We start from the raw sequence: 20952 nt of genomic DNA, 5'->3' as shown, positions 1-20952 counted from the left end.
TAAAAATCAAATTCCTAAAAAGTTAAAAGATGGAACACAACTCAACCTTTCCAATAAAACAAAATGAATTAGATGTACTTCGTGATGAAGCTACTGGTTATATTAAATCCATTCAATGGGAGCAAGGTAATAAAGCAAAAAGTAGAGAAAAAGATGCCAAAGACGATTCTATTTTGCTGTATTTATCTAGAGCCAATAATGGTAGCAATGTAGAAGTTACTTCAATTTCTAAAACGATTTTAGCATTAAAAAAGCGCTTGTTACCAGATTCAATTGCAATTCCTGTGCATTTAAATCAAACGTTATTCACTCTACAAGAGGGTTTAACTTTGGGTATTTGGATTAAAGACGCTTACTATGATGCCTCTGGTTTATCATCTTTAAATGAGCGTAAGTCAGTGTTAGATACATCAGGGAAGAGAGCATATGAAAGCAAATTACAAACGGCTACAGCTTTTCAATTATTTGCAACATCGTATAAAATTTTGCACGATTTAAAACCTTTAGCTTCAGATGATTTATCTGTAATGAAGCAAAAGTTTGCAGGTATTCCTGAGGTTTCATTCATGTCTCCTTTAAAAGGTATTGCGTGTTCTTTATTTTATTTTGATAAGTATTTGGGTCATCCAGAAATTATAAGGTCAGACAAAGATGTTGTCGATTTTACAGTGGTTTATTTTGAAGCTTTAATTGATGAAATTCAGTTACGTAAAAGTAGTTTGGAATACACAGAAACAATTACAGATAGAACTTACAAACTAGAAAATTCTGATTTTGCAGTTTCAGGCTGGGAAAACGTTTTTGCAGGCACTGCTAAAAGTGTCGAATTCAATAAAATTCAGTTTGAGCAGATTGTAGGTAATAAAGATGCCAAGCATTTTGCAAGAAGGTTAACAGAAAGAATGCTGAGTTATGATTTTGAAGCACAAAAAAATCCGTTTCAAGAATTAGGTGGTTTTATGCCAGTTTTTATGGGTTATGGAATTCCAGGAACAGGTAAATCGATGTTAATTGCAGCCATTGCCACTCGTTTAAAAGAGCATTGTGATAATTTAGACATTCCGTTTTTGTTTCACCCAATGCCAGATACGTTAATCTCTACTTTTCAAGGAGGTTCTGCAGAAAAAATGGTAGAATGGATGAAGCCAATGCAAGACCCAACAAAAATTATTTTTGCACCAATTGATGATGCAGAGAATAATTTACAAGAAAGAACTGCACAAGGTGTTTCTGCTGGTGTAAAAGAAGTTATTGGAGTTTTCTTAAGATATACAGAAGGTGCTTATGCTGTAAATTACGGTAATTCCTCTGTAGGTTTATTCACCAATTTACCAGAAATGTTAGATAAGGCTGTAATTTCTAGAATTCAAGGTAGATTTAAGATTGATGGTGCAAGAACTGAGCACGATTTTCTAGATCAAGATTACATTTGGTGGAAGAATTTTGAAAAAACAATTCCAGATTTTGTGAACATGCAAAATCCTAAGAGTTACCAGTTTTTAAAAGATCAAGGGTTAACGAAAAGCATGGGCGAAATTCTTAATGCAATCGAAAAACCATCAGAAGCAAGAGTTTTAGAAGCCTATGATATAGCAAGCAAGAAATTTAATACCAATGAACATGAATTCTTTTCTAGTTTGTATAAAGAAATTCAGAAAATATTTCCATTCTTTTCATCTAGAGATGTTAGAAACATTCAGTCTGCTATTTCGTTACGATTAACAGATTTTGATTTAGAACAAGATTGGTTTGAAAATCCTGAAGTTTATTTCAAAAAAGATTACCAAACCAAATTTAATATGTTGCAAGAATTAATGAAAGCCAATATGAAAGGATTGGATTTTTCAGAAATTAGAAGGCAAGAAGTTGTTCGTTATTTAGATAATGTTGCCACTATTGCAGATACTGATTTTAAACGAAAAGTAGATGCAAGAGTAAACCAATTAAATATAGATTTAGAAGCGAGAAAAAGTTTTGATAATGGAAACTAAATCGAAAATAACTAACGTATCAAAAACAGTAAAATCTGACAATTGGGGAAAATTAGAAGATTTAAATTTTGACTATCATTTTAATAATGGCACTTCAAAAAGATTGTCTTTTGAAATGTATGGAAAAAGTGATGGTATTGCTGTTTTGTTATACAACCCTAAAACGGATAAAGTGGTTTTATCAAAACAATTTAGAGCTCCAGTTTATAATCATGGCATTCAAAACGGATTTTTAATAGAGGTTGTTGGAGGTGCCATAGATGAGAATGAATCACCAGAAAAAGCCGCAATTCGTGAAACAGAAGAAGAGGTTGGTTATAAAATTAAAAGTGTACAAAAAGTAAGTACAGTTTTTTTATCACCAGGTATTGTAAACGAAAAAGTGCATTTATTTATTGGAGAATATTCAGAGAATGATAACCATAAAAATGGAGGAGGAGTTTCTGCAGAAGATGAGGAAATAGAAATCTTAGAGGTAGATTTTTTAGAAGCTTTTAAAATGATAGAAACACAAGAAATTATTGATGCAAGAACAATTATGTTATTGCAATATGTGCAATTAAATAAGATGATGAGGTAAAATGCAAAAGCTAAAAGACGCCAATTTATTTAGAAACGAACTAATTCCCATAAGTGGAAAATTAGTAGAACGTTACAATAAATGTTTAGTAAAATTGGGCTTTACTGCAACCAAACTAAACTCTTTTTCTATAGATGGTGTTGGTTGGAGTCCTGAAATTGCAGAAGAAAAAGAACAAGTATTTTATTTAAATAATGGAGAAGCAAATTCTCACGCAATTATTATAACACCTTTGCAAAAAGGCTTGCCAATTTACAATCCTTTTCATTCTTATGATGCAGAATTAATGAAGTTGGTTTTTAAAACCTATTCAAAAAAGATTCAAAATATTACTAGAGATTCTGCTTTGTATTTAGATTTTGATCAGAATATAGACGTTTTTTACGAACCTTTAGATGTACTAAATTATAAAGAAATTACTATTCATTTTCATTTAATAGATGATTTAAAAAAGGCAAAAGAAGAGCAGTTAAAATTGATAGAAACATTTAATCAAGATTATAACTTTATTGATGAAAATTTACATCAGCAATTAATTTCATCAGCAAAAAAATATGGAGATTTACGTGAGAGAGATATTAATTTAGAACCTATTGTGTATACTTCAGATTCTTTTTTTACTAGAGCATTTGGAGGTGTTTATTTGTTAAGAAATTTTATAAAACCTATTCTAATTTTTGAAAACAAAGAAGCTTATAAAGAGGCAATAAATGATACAACCTACGATGTTTTAATGTTCCATATTGAACAGCCAGAACTAATGAATCAGCTTAAAGATCATGTAATTATTGAGTGCGATTTAGAGGCAGAAGTTGGTACTAAAAGATATGAAAGAATTAAGAAGTTTATTTTTGGAGAAGCTTTAAAAGAAACACAACATCCTGTAGATGATATCTTAAAAGATAAAACCTTATTTAAAAGTTATTTAAATAAAATAGATTTAAAAACGCGCAAGAAAGTTATGAGTGCAGAGCGTTATTTAGATAAAAAGAAAGTAAATAACAATCTTAAAATTTCAGATTTTGTAGATGAGCAATTGTACTTTGCTTTGCACAAACCACACTCTTCTTTGAGGGCACAGCATCAAGATTTAATTTGGAAGTTATTGGTAAACATAGCTCAAAAAGATGTTTTGTTTTGGTATTGGTATGATAAAGAGAATTTTTACGAGAATTTTAAAACTTGGCAAGAATCTAAAAAAGATTGGGTAATTGAAACAATTCGTAACAATTTTTAGAAAAAATAGACTAATTTTATAAGTAACAGATAGTATTATGACACTAGAACTAATCATTTTTATTGCATCCATTTTATTTGGGACCCTTGTTTATTGGAGAGAATCTCAAGGAAATGGAGTCTATCGATTTTTTAATAAAATGATGAATTCTAAAGATTTGCAAATGAAATCTACAGACACTAAAGGATTTTTGTATCAACAATCGTTTTTGTTAAGATTGGTTTTTATTGTGTCATTATTCCTAATAGTTATATTAATTACACGTATTTTAATACCAATAGATTTAGCCACCATTTCATTATTCGTTTCTATGATTTTTGGCACATTAGTAGGTACTTATTTAGCAGGTTTCATTTTTAAGTCATCAGCAATTATAGACGAACAATCAGATTCTCTAGAAGATAAATTTCAAGATGTTATTGAAAAAGGTAAAGATTTTATTGACGATATTCAAGCTAAAGAACCAGTTGCTATAGAAAAAGCACAAGAAGAAATTAAAGCGCCAAAAGAGGAAAGTAAATCTGCCAGAGAACGTTTAAAAGATAAAGGATATTTAAAATAAGATCATGCAGAAAGTTAGGTACATACTTGTAGTATTTTCAATCATTGGTTTGTTAGGTTTAATTCCGTTTACAAATTTTACTGAATTTTTTACTTGGAAAAATCTTACCCCTCATTTTATATTACTTTGTATCCTTATCTCAAATGCAGGTAGTATTATTTATGTAAATAGAACTAGAAAAGATAAAATATAAGTTAGATTGAGAGACTAAGAATTTCGGCAATTCAACTTCATACATATACACATACACATGATAAAATCATATTGGAACAAAGGTTCAAAACAAAAGAGAAATGTAATTCTCTTACTAGTTGTTATTTTAGGTTTATTGTTTTTTTTGAGAGATGATTATCAACCAGCTTTATTATTCTTTAGAAAATTTATATTCATTATAATACTTTGTGGTACAGTGCTTTTTTTAGGAATTAGAAAATTCAGAAAGACAGCAAGTACAGGTTCTAGGTTAGGTATTTTAGGTTTAATGATAGTGTTTTTTGGGGCTTTGTATTATGTAGGTATTTCTTTAGGTATGTATAATTACATCAAAACTTACAATGTTTTTAACGATTTAAACAGGATAGAAATTGTAGAATTACCATTAACGCAGAACGAAAGAATTCAACCTTTAAGAAACATTTTTTCGATGGCCAATGAATCTGTAGGTGAAACAAAAGATGTTTCTTTACCTCATTTAGTTAGAGTGGATGATTCCAATCAATGGACAATGGCCATTCAACCAACAGAAAAGTATTATTGGCAAGGAATTAAAGACAATACAGAAGAAATATTCTCAGTTTCAAGTACAACACCTTTTCCAAGATTTTCTTCAGAAAATAGAATCCCTGTAACTTTTTCAATTGGAGAATCATTAAGATTTAGCAGAAATACCTACAATGCAGTAGTGCAAAGATTTAATCCCTGGATGCTTTTTAATTACGAACCAAGTGATACCTTTTATATGAAAAATGATAAAGGAGCTTGGGTGCAAGTGGTAAGTTTAATTAAATGGAAAGGTTTTTTCTTTCCTTATCCAACTTTTGGTGGAGTAATGATTGTAGAAAATGGAGAACATAATTTCACTGATTATTTAGAGAGAATTACCATTGGTAAAGGTACTTTCATAGCTCCAGAAAAAATGAAAGACTACCAGTTTTTAACGAAGCAAAATACATTATCAGAAAAGGTATCACGTTTACAAGCAGAAAGTTTAAAGTTTTTGGCAGGTTTTTCAGATCCTTTGCCTTGGAACATGAAAAGTGCTGTAAAAATACCTGTGGCTCCAAAAGATCAAAATCAACAACCATATGTAACCGATTTTGATTTTTCAGGCACAAATGTAGGTGCTTATAGTGGTTTGTATCATTGGTTTGGTTTAGAACCAATTGGAGCAGAAAGAACGAGTTTGAGTTACAGTGTATTTATACCTGCAGATGGTTCAAATCAATTTTATTTTTACGATCATGCCTCTAAAAAGCAAGGTTATGCTGGTGTGTCTGCAATGCCTTTAAAAGTGAAAGAATCTAAAAAAGAGTATGATTGGAATTCTAATGCACCTGTAGAATTTAGACCTTATATTAAAAATATTGCAGGAAAGAAACGCATGTTTTTTTTAGGTACAGTATCTACTATTAGTAGTGATAACCCAGAACAATTTGATGGTGCAGCCACTCCAGATTTGGCTCTAGTAGATAGTGAGTATAGAGATGTTGTTTGGATTAATGCAAAGAAACCAAGTACATGGAACGAAGAATTGTATATGCAATTGAATGAGGCTTGGAGAACTAGTGAAAACGAAAATTTATATTTCGAAAAAGAGAAAACTATTTTAGAAAAAAATCGTCAAATTTTAGACTCAATTCAATTGTTGTCAAAACAGCAAAAGAAATTAGAAGAGATAGAACGTTTGCAAAAACAAATAGACTCTATAAAAATGAATTAAATATCATTTTACTTCCAAATATTTCCTTGGATTTATTTTCCTTGGTAAATAAAATTTAATTTTTGTACTTTTGTAATGAAATTTAAAATCAATCATTATGAAAACCACAAAAATTATTTATTACGTTGCTACAGGTTTACTTACGCTACTTATGCTTTTCTCAGTAAGTCAATACTTTTTTAATCATGAAGTAATTGCAGAAGCATTCACCAACTTTGGGTATCCTACTTACATCATTTATCCTTATGGAGTGATTAAGCTTTTAGGTTTAATTGCAATTTGGTTTATTAATTCTAAAGCTATTAAAGAATGGGCTTATTCTGGCTTTTTCTTCGCATTTATACTTGCATTTTTTGCACATTTTATGATTGGTGATGGTGAACAAATGGGAGCACTTGTAGCCACTATACTTTTATTAACTTCTTACTTCAGTTGGAAAAAAATCAAGGCCTAATGAAACAAGAATCTAAAGTAACCTTATCAGAAAAGAAATATTTTGCCGAAGCTAAAATGAGAAATCATTTCGCTGTTATTGACGAACCAATAAAAGCTGGTGGAGGAGATACAGGACCAACCCCTGTAGAATATTTATTAACGGCAATAGGTGGCTGTGTATCTATCACTTTAAGAATGTATGCAGAAAGAAAAGGCTGGGATTTAGGTAAAATAGATGTAGTAGTTTCTCAAAAAGAAGAGCTTACCAAAGAAGGAATCAAAAAATCTTTAATGGAAGAAATTAGCTTTGAGAAAGAGGTTACACAAGAACAAAGAGCGAGGTTATTAGAAATTGCAGGTAAATGTCCTGTAGCAAAAATGGTAAAAGGTTCAACGAATATTGACACTCAAATAAACTAGTTAATTCCCTTGTAAATATATTCCTTGGAAAATAAATTAATAAATTGTATCTTTGACAAGAAATTAAATTATACAATTATGAAAATTTTAAATATAAACTCAAGTAGCAACAAAACTTCATCAACATCTTCAATGTTTGCAGAGAAGGTAGTTAAGCAATTAGTATCTGGAAACAAAGGTTCTTCTGTAGTTACAAGACATACTACTTATTCAGATTTGCCATTTATAGATGAGGTTATCTTAGGAGCATTATTTCCACAAGGAGAAAGAACAGAAGATCAAAATAAAGCTTTAGCAATTTCGAATGAGTTAGTGCAGGAAGTACAAGAGGCAGACGTTCTTGTTATAGGCGCACCAATTTATAATTTCTCTGTACCTGCATCTTTAAAAGCATATTTCGATTTAATTGCAAGAGCAGGATTAACCTTTAAATACGGTGATAAAGGACCTGTGGGACTTTTAGAAAACAAAAAAGCTTATATCGTAATTTCAAGTGGAGGAACAGAAGTGGGAAGTGAAATTGATTTTGCAGGAAAATACATTGAGCATTTTTTAGGGTTTTTAGGTATCACAGATGTGGAATTTGTAAAACTAGATCAATTGATGTTTAGCAGTGAAGCCAAATTAGAAAGTGCAAACAAACAAATAGCAACATTAGCTTAAAAAAATAATTATGAAAAAAAGAATATTAGCATTTGCAGGTAGTACAAGTTCTACCTCAATAAATAAAAAATTGGCAACTTTTGCAGCAGAAAATTTATCAAAAACAGAATTTGATGTGGCAGATTTAAGAGACTATACTATGCCAATCTATAGTGAAGATGAAGAAAATGAGAATGGTTTTCCTAGCAATGCAGAAAAGTTTTCTAGTTTGTTAGATAAGTATGATGGTTTTATTCTTTCGTTAGCAGAACATAATGGTTCTTATGCTGCAGCCTTTAAAAATATTTTTGACTGGAGCTCTAGAATTAATGTAAAAGTATTTAGAAACAAACCGCTTTTATTGATGGCAACATCTCCAGGAGCTAGAGGAGGTCAATCAGTTTTACAAGATGGTATGAGTAAGTTTCCTCATTTAGGGGCAGAAAGTATTGTGTCTTTTTCTTTACCAAGTTTTGGAGATAACTTTAAAGAAGGTAAAATCATTGACGAAGATTTATTAAAACAATTGCAGACTGCAGTTAAGAACTTTGAAGAATCGTTAAGCTAAGGCTTAATTTAATTAGAACAGAATAAAATCCGCTTTTGCGTAACCCAAAGAAAAGAATATGAAGATAGTATTGTATGGTAGACAGGGACATTCCTACACAGTAGCGTTTAAAAATTTCTTAAACTCTACAGACGAAAAGTATGTGTATAAAGATGTAGCCAAAGATGAAGAGGCAAGAGAACATAGCAAGGAGTTGTATGGTGGAGTAGTAAAATATCCAACATTATTTGTTGATGACAACGTGTATTTAACTCCAACAACAGAAGAATTCAATAAGATTATGCAAGATCTAAAATTACGAGCTTAATTATGGGAGATATTTCTAAAGACATAAAATCTGCATTTAAAAGCAACAAATTAAAGGCACTGATCAACATAAAATATACCTCTAATTGGTTAAATAGTCAAGAAAATGAGTTTTTTAAACCTTATGGAATTTCTCCTCAGCAATATAATATTTTGCGAATTTTAAGAGGAGCAAAGGCAAAAATGAAGGTGCAGATTGTAAAAGACAGAATGATAGAAAGAGCACCTAATGCAACTCGTTTAATGGACAAGTTGTGTGATAAAAATTTGATTGAAAGAGAAAGGTGTGATAGTGATAGAAGAGTGGTTTATGTAAAAATTACGCAACAAGGTTTAGCACTTTTAACAACAATAGATGAGAACAAAAATTTATCCTTTTTAGATAAATTATCAGATGAAGAAGCAGAAACGCTTAGCAATCTGTTAGATAAAATACGATGAAAAATTATAAAAGCATCCAACTAAAAGTAGAGAGTCCTTTAGTTAATATGGGGCCAATAAAATTACGTCAACCTTTACCAACTAATGGTTTAGAAAATGTTGATCCTTTTTTGTTGTTGCATCATTATGGACCTTATGCAATATCGGAATTCAATAATCCATTCGATTTAGGTCCTCATCCTCATAGAGGTTTTGAGCCGATAACTTTATTGTTTAAAGGAGAACAATTGCATAGAGATTCTTTAGGAAATGAAATGGTTGTAAAAGCAGGTGGTGTACAATGGACAACAGCTGGTAGAGGGATAATTCATGCTGAAGCACCTACCAAAGAATTTGTAAAAAAGGGTGGGGATTTAGAAGGAATTCAGTTATGGTTAAACCTACCAGCAAAAGATAAAATGATTCCACCAAATTATCAGCACCTAGAAGATTATCAAATTCCAAAAGTGTTTTCTAAGGATGGTAAAATAAAATTAAACATTATTGCTGGTAAGCAAGCAGATAAATATGGTTCTATAAAAACGCAAACATCAGTAAATGTTTTTACAGCAAATGCAGATATAGATGGTGAAATTGAAATTGAATTGCCAGAGAATCATCAATCTTTAATTTACCTTTTAGATGGTGAGGTTTTAATAAATAATTCAGACCTCTTGAAAAAAGGAAACGAACAAATGGTAGTCTTTAATACAGATGGTAATTTGGTTTCAATTAAGGCAAATGACAAGAGTAATTTGTTAGTTCTATCAGGAGAACCAATAAAAGAAAAAGTAACACAATATGGCCCTTACGTAATGAATACGCAAACCGAAATTTTAGAGGCAATGCGTGACTTTCAGCAAGGTAAAATGGGCTATTTATATTAATATAGAATTTTAGAAAAAGAGGTTTACAGTATTCTTGAAATCTAATTTTTTTAGAATCCAAAAATTACAATAAAATGAAAAAAACAGTTCACAAAGCAAACACAAGAGGATTTGCCAATCATGGTTGGTTAAAATCACATCATACATTTAGTTTCTCAAGTTATCAAAATCCAGAAAGAATGAATTTTGGAATGCTTAGGGTTTTAAATGATGATGTTGTGCAACCTAAAATGGGTTTTGGTACACATCCTCATAAAAATATGGAGATTATTTCTATACCAATTTCAGGAGCTTTATCTCATAAAGATAGTATGAACAATCAACGTTCTATAGAAGTAGGTGAAGTACAGGTAATGAGTGCAGGAACTGGTTTAACACATTCAGAATTTAACGACAGTAAAACCGAAGAAACTAATTTTCTTCAATTATGGATAATTCCAGAAAAGCAGGAAGTAGAACCATATTACAATCAAAAGTTTTTTGATATTCAAGAACGTAATAACCGTTTTCAAGTTTTAGTTTCACCTAGAGATAAACAAATAGAAGGTTCTTTACCAATTAATCAGCAAGGATATATTTACATGATTGATATGGATGAAAATTATACAACAGAATACGGTTTAAAAAACGGTGCATATTTCTTTTTGATTGATGGTGAAGTTGAGGTAGCAGATGAAAAATTAGCAAGCAGAGATGCTGTTGGAATAGAGGGTGTAGATAAAGTAAAACTAACTGCTTCTAAAGCTAGTAAATTATTAGTTATAGATGTTCCTATGAATTAAAGTGATATTTAATCCAATAAAAAAACGTCTTGAATTTCAAGACGTTTTTTTTTTTTTTTGGTTTACCTATGTTATTCACTAAAGTTTAATGCTTTTACATTTACAAATTCTTTGATTCCAAATCCTCCATGTTCTCTTCCAAAACCTGAATCTTTAACTCCTCCAAATGGCATTGCAGGGTCTGCAATTCCGAATGAATTGATGAAAATCATTCCAGTATCAAAATGATCTTGAGCCAATCTTTTTGCTTTATCAGTATCTTTTGTAAAGATTCCTCCACCTAATCCAAATCTACTATCATTAGCAATTCTCATAGCATCTTCTGTATCTTTTGCTTTTATTAAAGAAGCAACAGGTCCAAAAAGCTCATCATCATATGCAGGCTGACCTGGCTTTACATTACCTAAAACTGTAACAGGATAGTAATAACCTTTGCCTTCTTTTATTTTTCCTCCGCATAAAATCTCAGCACCTTTTTGTACACTTTCTTCTACTTGTTTGTGTAAAGTTTCTCTTAAATCTTCTCTAGCCATTGGTCCCATATCACAAGTATCATCCATTGGGTTACCTACTTTTACGTCTTTCATAGCCTTAACAAATGCTTCTTTAAATTCGTCATAAACTGCATCTACAACAACAAAACGTTTTGCAGCAATGCAGGTTTCTCCATTATTGTAAATTCTACCTCTAACACATTTTTCTACAGCAAGCTCTAAATCTGCATCTTCTAAAACTATATAAGCATCATTACTACCAAGTTCTAAAACAACTTTCTTTAATTCTGCAGTTGCTTTTTGCCCAACTTTTCTACCTGCACCAGAACTACCAGTTAAAGTTACCCCTCTAACAGCTTTATGTTTAATAACTTCATCTGATTGATCATGAGTAATTAATAATGTTTTAAATAAATTTTCCGGTAAACCAGCCTCTACAAAGATTTTTTCTAGTAATACTCCTGTACCTGTAACGTTAGAAGCATGTTTTAGTAACACTCCATTACCTGCCATTAAATTTACTATTGCATATCTAATTACTTGATAAGAAGGGTAGTTCCAAGGTTGAATTCCGTAAACAATTCCAATTGGAGAATACGTTACAATACCTTTACCACCTTTAGATAATTCTCTTTCTTCTTCTTTTAAAGAATCAGGTCCGTTTTCGGCTGTATACTTGCAAATACCTGCACATAAATCTACTTCATCATTACTTTGAGATAATGGTTTCCCCATTTCTTTCGTCATTAATTTAGCCAATTCATCTTTATGTTCTGTTAGTTTTTTACCAATTGCAGCTATTACAGATGCCCTATTTTTTAAAGATTCTAATTTCCACTCAGAAAATGCTTTATGGCAATTTTCAATTGTGGTATTCATTTCAGAATCAGTAATATAATTATAGGTTTCTAGTTGTTCTCCTGTTGCAGGATTTGTTGTTGTTATTGTTTTTTCTTTAGTCATCGTTTTTTTATTGTTGTTCACTAGGTAAAATGTGAATGTTATTAATATTAGCTCTACTTGGTTGGTTTACAGCATAGAAAATAGCATTTGCAATGTCTTCTGCTTGCAATGTTGTCATTTTCTTCATGTCTTTAAGTTCTTCTTTAATGTCTTCGTCTGTAATGGTTTCAAACAATGCAGTATCTACAGCACCAGGTTCTATTGAGGTTACATTAATACCATGTTTTGCCGAGATTTCTTTCCTTAATCCTTCAGAAAACATTTGCACAGCTGCTTTGGTTGCACAATACACAGCACCTCCAGGAAAGTATTTGTAGGCTGCAGTAGATGATATGTTAATTATATGCCCACCTTTGTTATCAATTAAAGTAGGTAAAACAGCTTGCACACCATTTAGAACTCCCTTAATATTTACATCAACCATAGTATTCCATTCTTCTGTTTTAAATTTTTCGATGTAAGACAAAGGCATTAAACCAGCATTGTTCACAAGAATATTTACAGTTCCAAATTCGCTTTTCGCTTTTTCCACAACATTTTTAAACTCGTCACTTTTAGTAACGTCAGCAGTTACTACCAAAGCTGTTCCATTTTCATTTTCAATTTTCTGAGCTAGCTCTTTTAATTTGTCTTCACTTCTTGCAGTTAAAACAACTTTTGCGCCTTCTTTGGCTAGTTTTAATGCAGTTGCTTCTCCAATTCCACTTGATGCGCCTGTAATAATGGCTACTTTATCTTTTAAATTCATAATTATATTTTTATTGTTCTTTACAAATTTCATTTAATTTCGAAGATTTCTTGTTTGTTATCCATTTAGTTTTTAGCTGAAATGAAAAAGTGTAGTTTAAACAAAATTGAAATTTCGTAATTATCTTTATTTTCTGATTATTGATTTTCATAAATAAAACTTATCTTGCAAAGTATTATGCATGCATAATAAAATTAAACTTGAAACTATGAAGTACAAACACATATTTGAACCTTTAGATTTAGGATTTACCACATTAAAGAATAGAGTTTTAATGGGGTCAATGCACACAGGGCTTGAGGAAGAAAAAAACGGAATAGATAAAATTGCAGCTTATTATGCAGAACGTGCAAGAGGTGGAGTAGGATTAATTGTAACAGGAGGTATAGCTCCTAATATTCAAGGTTGGACAGGTCCGTTTTCTGCTAGAATGTCTAGCAAGAAACATGCAAAACATCATCAGAAAATTACAAAAGCAGTTCATAAAGAAGGAGGTAAAATTTGTATGCAAATTTTACATGCAGGTAGGTATGGATATCATCCATTTAATGTAGCACCATCAGCTAAAAAATCGCCAATTACCCCATTTACACCTTTTAAATTATGGGAATCTGGCATTAAAAGAACTATTAACGATTTTGTAAACTCAGCAAAACTATCAAAATTAGCTGGCTATGATGGTATTGAAATAATGGGCTCTGAAGGCTATTTGATTAATCAATTCATAGCAAAAAGGACTAATAAAAGAACTGATGATTGGGGAGGAGATTATGAGAATAGGATGAAATTACCAGTTGAAATAGTAAAACAAACTAGAGAGGCTGTTGGTAAAGACTTCATTATTATTTATAGACTTTCTATGTTAGATTTAGTAGAAGGAGGAAGTTCTTGGGAAGAGATTGTAAAGCTGGGTAAAGCAATAGAAGCAGCAGGAGCTACTATTATAAATACAGGAATTGGTTGGCACGAGTCTAGAATTCCAACCATTGCAACTTCTGTACCTAGAGCTGCATTTACTTGGGTAACCAAAAAAATGAAGCAAGAAATTAAAATACCTTTAATTACTTCTAATAGAATTAACATGCCAGAAACTGCCGAAAAAGTTTTGGCAGAAGGTCATGCAGATATGATTTCTATGGCAAGGCCTTTTTTAGCAGATCCTGAATGGGTTAACAAGGCAAAAGCAGAAAAGAGCGATGAAATTAATACTTGTATTGGCTGTAATCAGGCTTGTTTAGATCATGTGTTTCAAAGAAAAGTGGCTAGTTGTTTGGTAAATCCAAGAGCTTGTCATGAAACAGAATTAAATTATTTACCTACAGAAAATAAAAAGAAAATTGCTGTTATTGGAGCTGGACCAGCAGGTTTGGCTGCTGCAACTATTGCTGCAGAAAGAGGGCATAATGTAATTTTGTTTGATGCTGCTTCAGAAATTGGAGGTCAATTTAATATGGCAAAACAAATTCCTGGTAAAGAGGAGTTTTATGAAACCTTAAGATATTTTAAAAAGCAAATAGAATTGCATAATGTTACTGTGAAATTAGAAACTAAAGTATCTGTAGAGGATTTATCAAAATCTGATTTTGATGAGATTGTTGTAGCAACAGGTATTAAACCTAGAGAACTTAAAATTGAAGGAAGTAATCATGCTAAAGTTTTAAGTTATATTGATGTGTTAAAGCACAAAAAACCTGTTGGTAAACGAGTTGCTGTTATAGGCGCAGGTGGTATTGGTTTTGATGTTTCTGAATACTTATCTCATGAAGGTGAATCTACAGCAGTAAATGTGGATGCTTGGTTAAAAGAGTGGGGAATAGACAAAACCTTAAAATCTAGAAGTGGAATAGAAGGAATAAAACCAGATTTTGAAGAATCACCTAGAGAAATATTTATGTTTAAAAGAAGTAAAGGTAAATTTGGTGGTAATCTAGGTAAAACAACTGGTTGGATTCACAGATCAACTTTAAAGAAAAAAAAGGTTCAATTTATTGGTGAAGTGGCTTACAATAAAATAGATGATGAAGGTTTACATTATACTCAAAATGAAGAGCAAAAGGTTTTAAATGTAGATAATGTTATTATTTGTGCAGGTCAAACGCCATTTAAAGAATTATATCAGCCCCTTTTAGAATTAGGTAAAAGCGTTCATGTTATTGGTGGTGCAGATTTTGCGAGTGAATTAGATGCAAAAAGAGCTATTAACCAAGGAGCAAGATTGGCAGCAAAATTGTAATTAGTTTAAATTTTGACGCAAGTTTTTGTTATTCTTTTCATCTAAACAGATATTACTTTAATTTAGATATATGAACAAAATACTTTTTATTGCGCTAATCTTATTTTCATCTATTTGTATAGCAGCCCCACAAAGAGGAGGAATGGGTGGTAGATCTCCTCAAAACAATACAGGTCAACCAGAGGTTAGAGCAATTAAGGCTTTTGATGCTTCTGAAGTTGCAGGTATTTTTTATTATGATATTTCTAAAGTTGTTAAAAAGCTTAAGATTAAAGATGATGCTGTAGCTACTCAAGTCAGAAAGTCTCTAAGAAATTACAACTTTAAGGTAAAAGAAATTGCGTTAATCAACAAAGAAAATTTTGATGATTTGAATGCAATTATGAAAACTGCTAGAACAGCCAACAGACCAGATGTTACTATTGAGAACAATAACCAAAACAACAATCCTAATATTAGACAGAAAGTAGGGGAAATTATTAGGCCTATTAGAGCTAAAATTAGTACACTAGAAGAAACACTTAATGTTGAATTAGCTGCTGTTTTATCGGAAAAACAAGATAAAAAATGGATTAAATATCAAGAAGGTATTAAAGAAGATATGAAGCCAAAAAGACCAAATAGAAATCAGAATAACAATAACCAAAATCAGAGAAGAGGAGGCCAAAGAAGAGGTTTCTAATTAAGATTTAATTTTTAATATAAGATAAAGAGAGCTATAATAGCTCTCTTTTTTAGTTTATAAGCGATATCAATCTTAACATATGTTAATAATATATTGATATCAGTTTTACGTTACCTATTAGGAAAATGTTTAGTTGATGACGCTAAAACGTTAAAATAAACGAAATAAATTATCGATATTTGCCAACTAACAAAAAAATTAAAGATTTATGTCGATGAACAAAAATACAGTTCTTGGTTGGGCTACTATTTTAATGATTTTAATGGGAGTTATTTTAATTTTAATGGGAGCTTATAGATATGAAGATGTTGCTGGTTGGGGTTTTGCTACAGTTGGTATCGGTTTTTTCTGTATAGCTTGGGTTTTTAATGCGTTAAAGGGAAGAGTTTAAGACTGCTTCCGTTAAAAAATATTACACAATTTTAAAAAAGTACAATAATGAGTGATGATAAGAAGGTAATCTTTTCTATGAATAAGGTTTCAAAAACCTATCAATCAACAGGAAAACAAGTTTTAAAAGATATTTATTTAAGCTTTTTCTACGGAGCTAAAATTGGTATTCTTGGTTTAAATGGTTCAGGTAAGTCTACTTTACTAAAAATAATTGCAGGGGTTGAAAAAAACTTTCAAGGAGATGTAACATTTTCGCCTGGTTATAAGGTTGGTTATTTAGAGCAAGAGCCACAACTAGATCCTGAGAAAACAGTTTTAGAAGTTGTAAAAGAAGGCGTTGCAGAAACTGTGGCTATTCTAGATGAATACAACAAAATAAACGATATGTTTGGTTTGGAAGAAGTCTATTCTGATGCAGATAAGATGGAAAAACTTATGAACCAACAAGCAGAATTGCAAGATAAAATTGATGCTGCAAATGCATGGGAATTAGATACTAAGTTAGAGATAGCAATGGATGCTTTAAGAACTCCTGATTCTGATAAAAAAATAGGAGTACTTTCTGGAGGAGAAAAAAGACGTGTTGCCTTATGTAGATTATTATTACAAGAACCAGAAATTTTATTGTTAGATGAGCCAACAAACCACTTAGATGCAGAATCTGTACATTGGTTAGAGCATCATTTAGCACAATATAAAGGAACTGTAATTGCAGTAACTCACGATAGATATTTCTTAGATAATGTTGCTGGTTGGATTTTAGAATTAGATAGAGGAGAAGGTATACCTTGGAAAGGAAATTATTCTTCTTGGTTAGATCAAAAATCACAAAGAATGGCGCAAGAAAGCAAAACAGCTTCTAAACGTCAAAAAACTTTAGAGCGAGAATTAGAGTGGGTTCGTCAAGGAGCAAAAGGTCGTCAAACAAAGCAAAAAGCGCGTTTAAAGAACTATGACAAATTAATGAGTCAAGACCAGAAACAAGTTGATGCAAAATTAGAAATCTACATTCCTAATGGACCACGTTTAGGAACCAATGTAATTGAAGCAGAAGGTGTTTCTAAAGCTTTTGGAGATAAATTACTATATGAAGATTTAGCATTTAATTTACCTCAAGCAGGTATTGTAGGTATTATTGGGCCAAATGGTGCAGGTAAAACAACCATTTTCAAAATGATTATGGGAGAAGAAAATCCTGATAAAGGAACTTTCAAAGTTGGAGAAACCGCTAAAATCGCTTATGTAGATCAAGCACATTCAGATATTAATCCTGAGAAAACAATTTGGGAAAACTTTTCTGATGGGCAAGATTTAGTAATGATGGGTGGTAAACAAGTAAACTCTAGGGCCTATTTAAGTCGCTTTAATTTTTCAGGAAGTGAGCAAAATAAAAAAGTCTCTACACTTTCTGGAGGAGAAAGAAATAGATTGCATTTAGCAATGACATTAAAAGAAGAGGGTAATGTTTTACTATTAGATGAGCCTACTAATGATTTAGATGTAAATACATTAAGAGCCTTAGAAGAAGGTTTAGAAAATTTTGCTGGTTGTGCAGTAGTAATTAGTCACGATAGATGGTTTCTAGATAGAATTTGTACCCATATTTTAGCTTTTGAAGGAGATAGCCAAGTGTATTTCTTTGAAGGTTCATTCTCTGATTACGAAGAGAATAAGAAGAAACGTTTGGGAGGTGATTTAATGCCTAAACGTATCAAATACAAGAAATTAATCAGATAAAAAAAACCTCATTTAAATTTGATATTAAATGAGGAAATCAATTCATAGTGATTTTTAGGAAAGTTGGGGGATTACAAAGTTAAGAAACCATTGAACTTTCCAAAACAGGAAAATCACCCTTAATACAAAAAATAAACCCCATTTTAAATAATGGGGTTTTTTAATAATAGTAATCTATAATAAACTTTAACTTAACCTAACTTCTTCTTCTTTTAGCATTACTATTATTTGTGCCTCTCTTAGAAGTTTTTGTAGTTTTCGTTTTTACTACTTTCTTAGAACTTCTGGTATTTACTCTCTTGTTGTTAACGTTACTTGTATTTCGAGTATTTTTAATAACTCTTTTATTATCACGTTTTACGTTAGCATTGTTACCAGTTCTAGTATTTACTTTAGAAGTATTACGTTTAACATTTGCTTTTCTATTACTAACGTTTGTATTTCTTCTAGTTGTGTTTACTTCTCTAGCTTTTCTGTAAGAGTTATTTCTATTTCTATTAATGGTATTTCTTCTTCCAATAGTAGCATTAGACTTTCTTCTTTTAATAATGCTACTTCTTTTACCTAATCTAGAATTAGGTCTTGCCTTGTAATAATAGAAGTTTCTATCTTCTCTAAACTGAATGTAGTTTCTTCTAAAATCATTTCTAAAGAAATAAGGATCATTGTACACAAATACATCTCCAAAATTTACATTTATTCTAACACCATTGTTGTAATAAAAATCTCTTACGTTTCCATAAAAAACAGGATAACCCCATCTATCATAGTTTACACGTAAATCACCAACTCTTACTAATCTGTTTCTGTTGTATCTCATGAAAACATCACCAATTCTAGTAACATTTCCAAATCGATCATATCTGATAAAAACATTTCCAATTGTTCTAATACGTCCGTTAAAATCTCTATTTATTCTAAGGTTTCTATTTCTTAAACTTGCATCAAAATCAAAATCGCCATTAGTAAAAATGAAAAACTCAATTCCGTTTTCAAAGAAGTTTACCGAATTTTCATAAGAGTAGTTAAACACCCTGTATCTGTTTGGTAAGTTTTCGCCAGTTTTGGCTTCAACAGAGGAAACCATCATGAACATTCCTAATAATATAAGTATACCTTTTTTCATAATATATGGTTTAAAGGGTTTTGTCTACTCTAACTGCTTTTCGACTTCCGCATTTGATAAGTATAATTTCAAAGAGCGTGCCAAAATTAAAAAATGCCAATTCCCAACTGAATACTAGTAAGTTAAATTATTGATTGCAAGTTGATTATTCTGTCAATTTAAATTAGTGTTCAATTATAGATTTTACTCTTTTAATTTTTATTATTTTACGGATGAATAAGAAATAGCATTAATGATTTTAGCAATAAATAAGAATTTACAGAAAGGTATAAAGTTATTACAAACCGTTTCTAATGAAGAATACACGAATAATTCTATACCTCCTTATAATTCTACTATTGGCTGTCATATAAGGCATATTTTAGATATTTTTTCTTGCGTTTTTAAAGGATTAGAATCCAATCATATAGATTTTACAGTTCGAGATAGGAATGAGCTTGTAGAATCTTATACTTCTGAAGGTTTAAATTATTTTATAGAAACAAGAACTAAACTCAGTAGTTTATCAGAAGATGACTTGTTAAAAGAAGTGCTTCTAACAGATAATTTGGGTTTAGGAAATGTAACTGCAAAAACCACTTTAAAAGCAGTTTTAATGCAAGTACAAAGTCACACTACACATCATTATGCAAGTATTGGTTATTTAATATATCAACTAGGTATAGCATTACCAGATGCTGACTTTGGTTTTAATCCAACAACGCCCAAAAAGGTTATAAATTAAGGCTTTTTAGAAAACCTTAACACTTATTATTTAGATATTGGCATTTGTTTTGTATCTTATATAGAAAGGTTAAAATTGATATTAAAATGAAATATTTAAAATATAAAACAAGTTTATTATTACTATTAGCAATTTGCTGTACCCTCAGTTTTCGGGCACAAAGCACAGGAGTTGATTTAGATGATACCTATGTCTACTTAGAAAAGGATTATAGTAATACAAAAGTAGATTTACCAATTTCGCTGAATAAAGAAATTAAGCCTATTCATGAAATTCATGATTTAGATTTACAGGTAACCTTAGAAAAAGAAATTAACAAAAATAAAACTTGGAGACGTTTGGTGAAAGGTAAGCAAATGTCTGTTGCTATTGTAGATTTAAGTGATAGTACAGCCTTTAGATATGCAGGTGTGAATGATAATCATATGATGTATGCAGCAAGTTTGCCTAAAATTGCAATACTTTTAGCAGTAATGGATGCCATTGATAAAGGCGAACTAGAATACACTAATGAACTTAAAAAAGATTTACGTTTAATGATTAGTAAATCTAACAACAGAGCATCTACCAGAAATATTGATAGAGTAGGTTATAAAAAAATTGAACAAGTTTTAAGAGCACCTAAACATAAATTGTATGATGAAGAAGTTGGTGGAGGTTTATGGGTTGGTAAAAGATATGCATCTGCAGGTAAAAGATATCCAGATCCTATTAAAGGATTAAGTCATGCTGCAACCACAAGACAAGTTTGTAGTTTCTATTACCAGTTGGCATTAGGTAATTTAATTAGTACTGAACGTTCTAGAGAAATGCTTCAGATTATGAAAAAGCCTGCTTTGCACCACAAATTTGTAAATACTTTAGATAAAGTTGCACCAAAAGCAGATGTCTACAGAAAGTCTGGCTCTTGGAGAAATTATCACTCAGATTCAGCTTTAGTTTGGGGGCCAGATAGAAAATATATTATTGTAGCTTTAATAGATTACGATTATGGAGAACAAACCATTAGAGATTTGGTTATTCCATTAGAAAAAGTATTAAAAAATTCACGTTCTTTATAGTCTTAAAAAGAACTATAGA

Annotated in this window: 23 protein-coding genes; 20 read left to right on the top strand and 3 right to left on the bottom strand. The window is 31.0% G+C overall.

The genetic code is table 11. The features are described from left to right. Positions 1-29: 29 nt before the first annotated feature. The 14 genes from MED152_RS04455 (at position 30) to MED152_RS04395 (ending at position 10769) form a co-directional block, all read left to right on the top strand. The gene (locus MED152_RS04455; protein ID WP_015480671.1) at positions 30-1991 is read left to right on the top strand and encodes an AAA family ATPase; all 1962 of its coding nucleotides are present in this window, start codon (positions 30-32) and stop codon (positions 1989-1991) included. Then, the gene (locus tag MED152_RS04450) at positions 1981-2571 is read left to right on the top strand and encodes an NUDIX domain-containing protein (RefSeq protein WP_015480670.1); all 591 of its coding nucleotides are present in this window, start codon (positions 1981-1983) and stop codon (positions 2569-2571) included. Before MED152_RS04455 ends, MED152_RS04450 begins: the two co-directional genes overlap by 11 nt. Position 2572: 1 nt before the next feature. Further along, a complete protein-coding gene (locus MED152_RS04445; protein WP_015480669.1) occupies positions 2573-3808 on the top strand; it encodes a DUF6638 family protein in 1236 nt (411 codons plus the stop codon). Between the two features lie 37 nt (positions 3809-3845). Further along, positions 3846-4370, top strand: coding sequence for a hypothetical protein (locus MED152_RS04440; protein WP_015480668.1), 525 nt, complete (start codon positions 3846-3848; stop codon positions 4368-4370). 4 nt (positions 4371-4374) lie between these two features. Then, entirely contained in the window at positions 4375-4563 is a 189-nt protein-coding gene (locus tag MED152_RS13670; RefSeq protein WP_015480667.1) for a hypothetical protein, read from the top strand. A 57-nt stretch (positions 4564-4620) separates the two neighbouring features. Continuing rightward, entirely contained in the window at positions 4621-6309 is a 1689-nt protein-coding gene (locus MED152_RS04435) for a hypothetical protein (RefSeq protein WP_015480666.1), read from the top strand. A 97-nt stretch (positions 6310-6406) separates the two neighbouring features. Then, positions 6407-6763 carry a DoxX family protein gene (locus MED152_RS04430; protein ID WP_015480665.1) on the top strand — a complete coding sequence of 119 codons (357 nt, stop codon included), beginning with the start codon at positions 6407-6409 and terminating at the stop codon, positions 6761-6763. Further along, positions 6763-7164 carry an OsmC family protein gene (locus MED152_RS04425; RefSeq protein ID WP_015480664.1) on the top strand — a complete coding sequence of 134 codons (402 nt, stop codon included), beginning with the start codon at positions 6763-6765 and terminating at the stop codon, positions 7162-7164. Before MED152_RS04430 ends, MED152_RS04425 begins: the two co-directional genes overlap by 1 nt. A gap of 78 nt (positions 7165-7242) precedes the next feature. Continuing rightward, entirely contained in the window at positions 7243-7827 is a 585-nt protein-coding gene (locus tag MED152_RS04420; protein ID WP_015480663.1) for an FMN-dependent NADH-azoreductase, read from the top strand. A gap of 10 nt (positions 7828-7837) precedes the next feature. Next, on the top strand, positions 7838-8374 hold the full coding sequence (locus MED152_RS04415; RefSeq protein WP_015480662.1) for an NADPH-dependent FMN reductase: 537 nt from the start codon (positions 7838-7840) through the stop codon (positions 8372-8374). A 58-nt stretch (positions 8375-8432) separates the two neighbouring features. Beyond that, positions 8433-8681 carry a glutaredoxin domain-containing protein gene (locus MED152_RS04410; RefSeq protein WP_015480661.1) on the top strand — a complete coding sequence of 83 codons (249 nt, stop codon included), beginning with the start codon at positions 8433-8435 and terminating at the stop codon, positions 8679-8681. A 2-nt stretch (positions 8682-8683) separates the two neighbouring features. After that, entirely contained in the window at positions 8684-9121 is a 438-nt protein-coding gene (locus MED152_RS04405) for a MarR family winged helix-turn-helix transcriptional regulator (protein WP_015480660.1), read from the top strand. Further along, positions 9118-9987, top strand: coding sequence for a pirin family protein (locus tag MED152_RS04400; RefSeq protein ID WP_015480659.1), 870 nt, complete (start codon positions 9118-9120; stop codon positions 9985-9987). The genes MED152_RS04405 and MED152_RS04400 overlap by 4 nt, the downstream gene beginning before the upstream one ends. A 74-nt stretch (positions 9988-10061) precedes the next feature. Next, positions 10062-10769, top strand: a complete 708-nt coding sequence (locus MED152_RS04395) for a pirin family protein (RefSeq protein WP_015480658.1) — start codon at positions 10062-10064, stop codon at positions 10767-10769. Between the two features lie 71 nt (positions 10770-10840). Here the strand turns inward: MED152_RS04395 and MED152_RS04390 are convergent, their stop codons facing one another. Together MED152_RS04390 and MED152_RS04385 are read right to left on the bottom strand one after the other, a co-directional pair. Then, positions 10841-12226 (bottom strand): NAD-dependent succinate-semialdehyde dehydrogenase, encoded by a 1386-nt coding sequence (locus tag MED152_RS04390; RefSeq protein WP_015480657.1) that lies wholly within the window; start codon positions 12224-12226, stop codon positions 10841-10843. Between the two features lie 7 nt (positions 12227-12233). Beyond that, a complete protein-coding gene (locus tag MED152_RS04385; RefSeq protein ID WP_015480656.1) occupies positions 12234-12974 on the bottom strand; it encodes an SDR family oxidoreductase in 741 nt (246 codons plus the stop codon). 208 nt (positions 12975-13182) lie between these two features. Here MED152_RS04385 and MED152_RS04380 point away from each other — a divergent pair, with 208 nt between their 5' ends. From MED152_RS04380 to ettA, 4 genes are all read left to right on the top strand, one after another. After that, positions 13183-15207 carry an NADPH-dependent 2,4-dienoyl-CoA reductase gene (locus MED152_RS04380; protein ID WP_041383869.1) on the top strand — a complete coding sequence of 675 codons (2025 nt, stop codon included), beginning with the start codon at positions 13183-13185 and terminating at the stop codon, positions 15205-15207. A gap of 70 nt (positions 15208-15277) precedes the next feature. Continuing rightward, positions 15278-15889, top strand: coding sequence for a hypothetical protein (locus tag MED152_RS04375; protein WP_015480654.1), 612 nt, complete (start codon positions 15278-15280; stop codon positions 15887-15889). Between the two features lie 211 nt (positions 15890-16100). Continuing rightward, positions 16101-16283, top strand: a complete 183-nt coding sequence (locus MED152_RS04370) for a CAL67264 family membrane protein (RefSeq protein WP_015480653.1) — start codon at positions 16101-16103, stop codon at positions 16281-16283. A 47-nt stretch (positions 16284-16330) separates the two neighbouring features. Beyond that, complete coding sequence (gene ettA / locus MED152_RS04365; RefSeq protein WP_015480652.1) at positions 16331-18022, top strand: energy-dependent translational throttle protein EttA; 1692 nt, start codon at positions 16331-16333, stop codon at positions 18020-18022. Positions 18023-18218: 196 nt separating this feature from the next. Here the strand turns inward: ettA and MED152_RS04360 are convergent, their stop codons facing one another. Next, positions 18219-19148 (bottom strand): hypothetical protein, encoded by a 930-nt coding sequence (locus MED152_RS04360; protein ID WP_015480651.1) that lies wholly within the window; start codon positions 19146-19148, stop codon positions 18219-18221. Positions 19149-19380: 232 nt separating this feature from the next. On the opposite strand from MED152_RS04360, the gene MED152_RS04355 reads away from it, so the two are divergent. Both MED152_RS04355 and MED152_RS04350 read left to right on the top strand, forming a co-directional pair. Continuing rightward, a complete protein-coding gene (locus MED152_RS04355; protein ID WP_015480650.1) occupies positions 19381-19872 on the top strand; it encodes a DinB family protein in 492 nt (163 codons plus the stop codon). A gap of 86 nt (positions 19873-19958) precedes the next feature. Next, on the top strand, positions 19959-20933 hold the full coding sequence (locus MED152_RS04350; protein WP_015480649.1) for a serine hydrolase: 975 nt from the start codon (positions 19959-19961) through the stop codon (positions 20931-20933). Positions 20934-20952 lie beyond the last annotated feature (19 nt).

The organism is Polaribacter sp. MED152 (genome assembly GCF_000152945.2).
GTDB lineage: Bacteria > Bacteroidota > Bacteroidia > Flavobacteriales > Flavobacteriaceae > Polaribacter.
The sequence above is the reverse complement of the archived record's forward strand: the minus strand, read 5'-3'. Positions and strand labels throughout refer to the sequence as shown.

Excerpts from the sequence above, each read along its gene's own strand:
- MED152_RS13670 (WP_015480667.1), top strand. The coding sequence starts at position 4,375 with ATGCAGAAAGTTAGGTACATACTTGTAGTATTTTCAATCATTGGTTTG.
- MED152_RS04440 (WP_015480668.1), top strand. The coding sequence starts at position 3,846 with ATGACACTAGAACTAATCATTTTTATTGCATCCATTTTATTTGGGACC.
- MED152_RS04400 (WP_015480659.1), top strand. The coding sequence starts at position 9,118 with ATGAAAAATTATAAAAGCATCCAACTAAAAGTAGAGAGTCCTTTAGTT.
- MED152_RS04450 (WP_015480670.1), top strand. The coding sequence starts at position 1,981 with ATGGAAACTAAATCGAAAATAACTAACGTATCAAAAACAGTAAAATCT.
- MED152_RS04405 (WP_015480660.1), top strand. The coding sequence starts at position 8,684 with ATGGGAGATATTTCTAAAGACATAAAATCTGCATTTAAAAGCAACAAA.
- MED152_RS04435 (WP_015480666.1), top strand. The coding sequence starts at position 4,621 with ATGATAAAATCATATTGGAACAAAGGTTCAAAACAAAAGAGAAATGTA.
- MED152_RS04410 (WP_015480661.1), top strand. The coding sequence starts at position 8,433 with ATGAAGATAGTATTGTATGGTAGACAGGGACATTCCTACACAGTAGCG.
- MED152_RS04455 (WP_015480671.1), top strand. The coding sequence starts at position 30 with ATGGAACACAACTCAACCTTTCCAATAAAACAAAATGAATTAGATGTA.
- MED152_RS04430 (WP_015480665.1), top strand. The coding sequence starts at position 6,407 with ATGAAAACCACAAAAATTATTTATTACGTTGCTACAGGTTTACTTACG.
- MED152_RS04390 (WP_015480657.1), bottom strand. The coding sequence starts at position 12,226 with ATGACTAAAGAAAAAACAATAACAACAACAAATCCTGCAACAGGAGAA.
- MED152_RS04355 (WP_015480650.1), top strand. The coding sequence starts at position 19,381 with ATGATTTTAGCAATAAATAAGAATTTACAGAAAGGTATAAAGTTATTA.
- MED152_RS04415 (WP_015480662.1), top strand. The coding sequence starts at position 7,838 with ATGAAAAAAAGAATATTAGCATTTGCAGGTAGTACAAGTTCTACCTCA.
- MED152_RS04360 (WP_015480651.1), bottom strand. The coding sequence starts at position 19,148 with ATGAAAAAAGGTATACTTATATTATTAGGAATGTTCATGATGGTTTCC.
- MED152_RS04350 (WP_015480649.1), top strand. The coding sequence starts at position 19,959 with ATGAAATATTTAAAATATAAAACAAGTTTATTATTACTATTAGCAATT.
- MED152_RS04370 (WP_015480653.1), top strand. The coding sequence starts at position 16,101 with ATGTCGATGAACAAAAATACAGTTCTTGGTTGGGCTACTATTTTAATG.
- MED152_RS04445 (WP_015480669.1), top strand. The coding sequence starts at position 2,573 with ATGCAAAAGCTAAAAGACGCCAATTTATTTAGAAACGAACTAATTCCC.
- MED152_RS04380 (WP_041383869.1), top strand. The coding sequence starts at position 13,183 with ATGAAGTACAAACACATATTTGAACCTTTAGATTTAGGATTTACCACA.
- MED152_RS04395 (WP_015480658.1), top strand. The coding sequence starts at position 10,062 with ATGAAAAAAACAGTTCACAAAGCAAACACAAGAGGATTTGCCAATCAT.
- MED152_RS04420 (WP_015480663.1), top strand. The coding sequence starts at position 7,243 with ATGAAAATTTTAAATATAAACTCAAGTAGCAACAAAACTTCATCAACA.
- MED152_RS04375 (WP_015480654.1), top strand. The coding sequence starts at position 15,278 with ATGAACAAAATACTTTTTATTGCGCTAATCTTATTTTCATCTATTTGT.
- MED152_RS04385 (WP_015480656.1), bottom strand. The coding sequence starts at position 12,974 with ATGAATTTAAAAGATAAAGTAGCCATTATTACAGGCGCATCAAGTGGA.
- MED152_RS04425 (WP_015480664.1), top strand. The coding sequence starts at position 6,763 with ATGAAACAAGAATCTAAAGTAACCTTATCAGAAAAGAAATATTTTGCC.
- ettA (WP_015480652.1), top strand. The coding sequence starts at position 16,331 with ATGAGTGATGATAAGAAGGTAATCTTTTCTATGAATAAGGTTTCAAAA.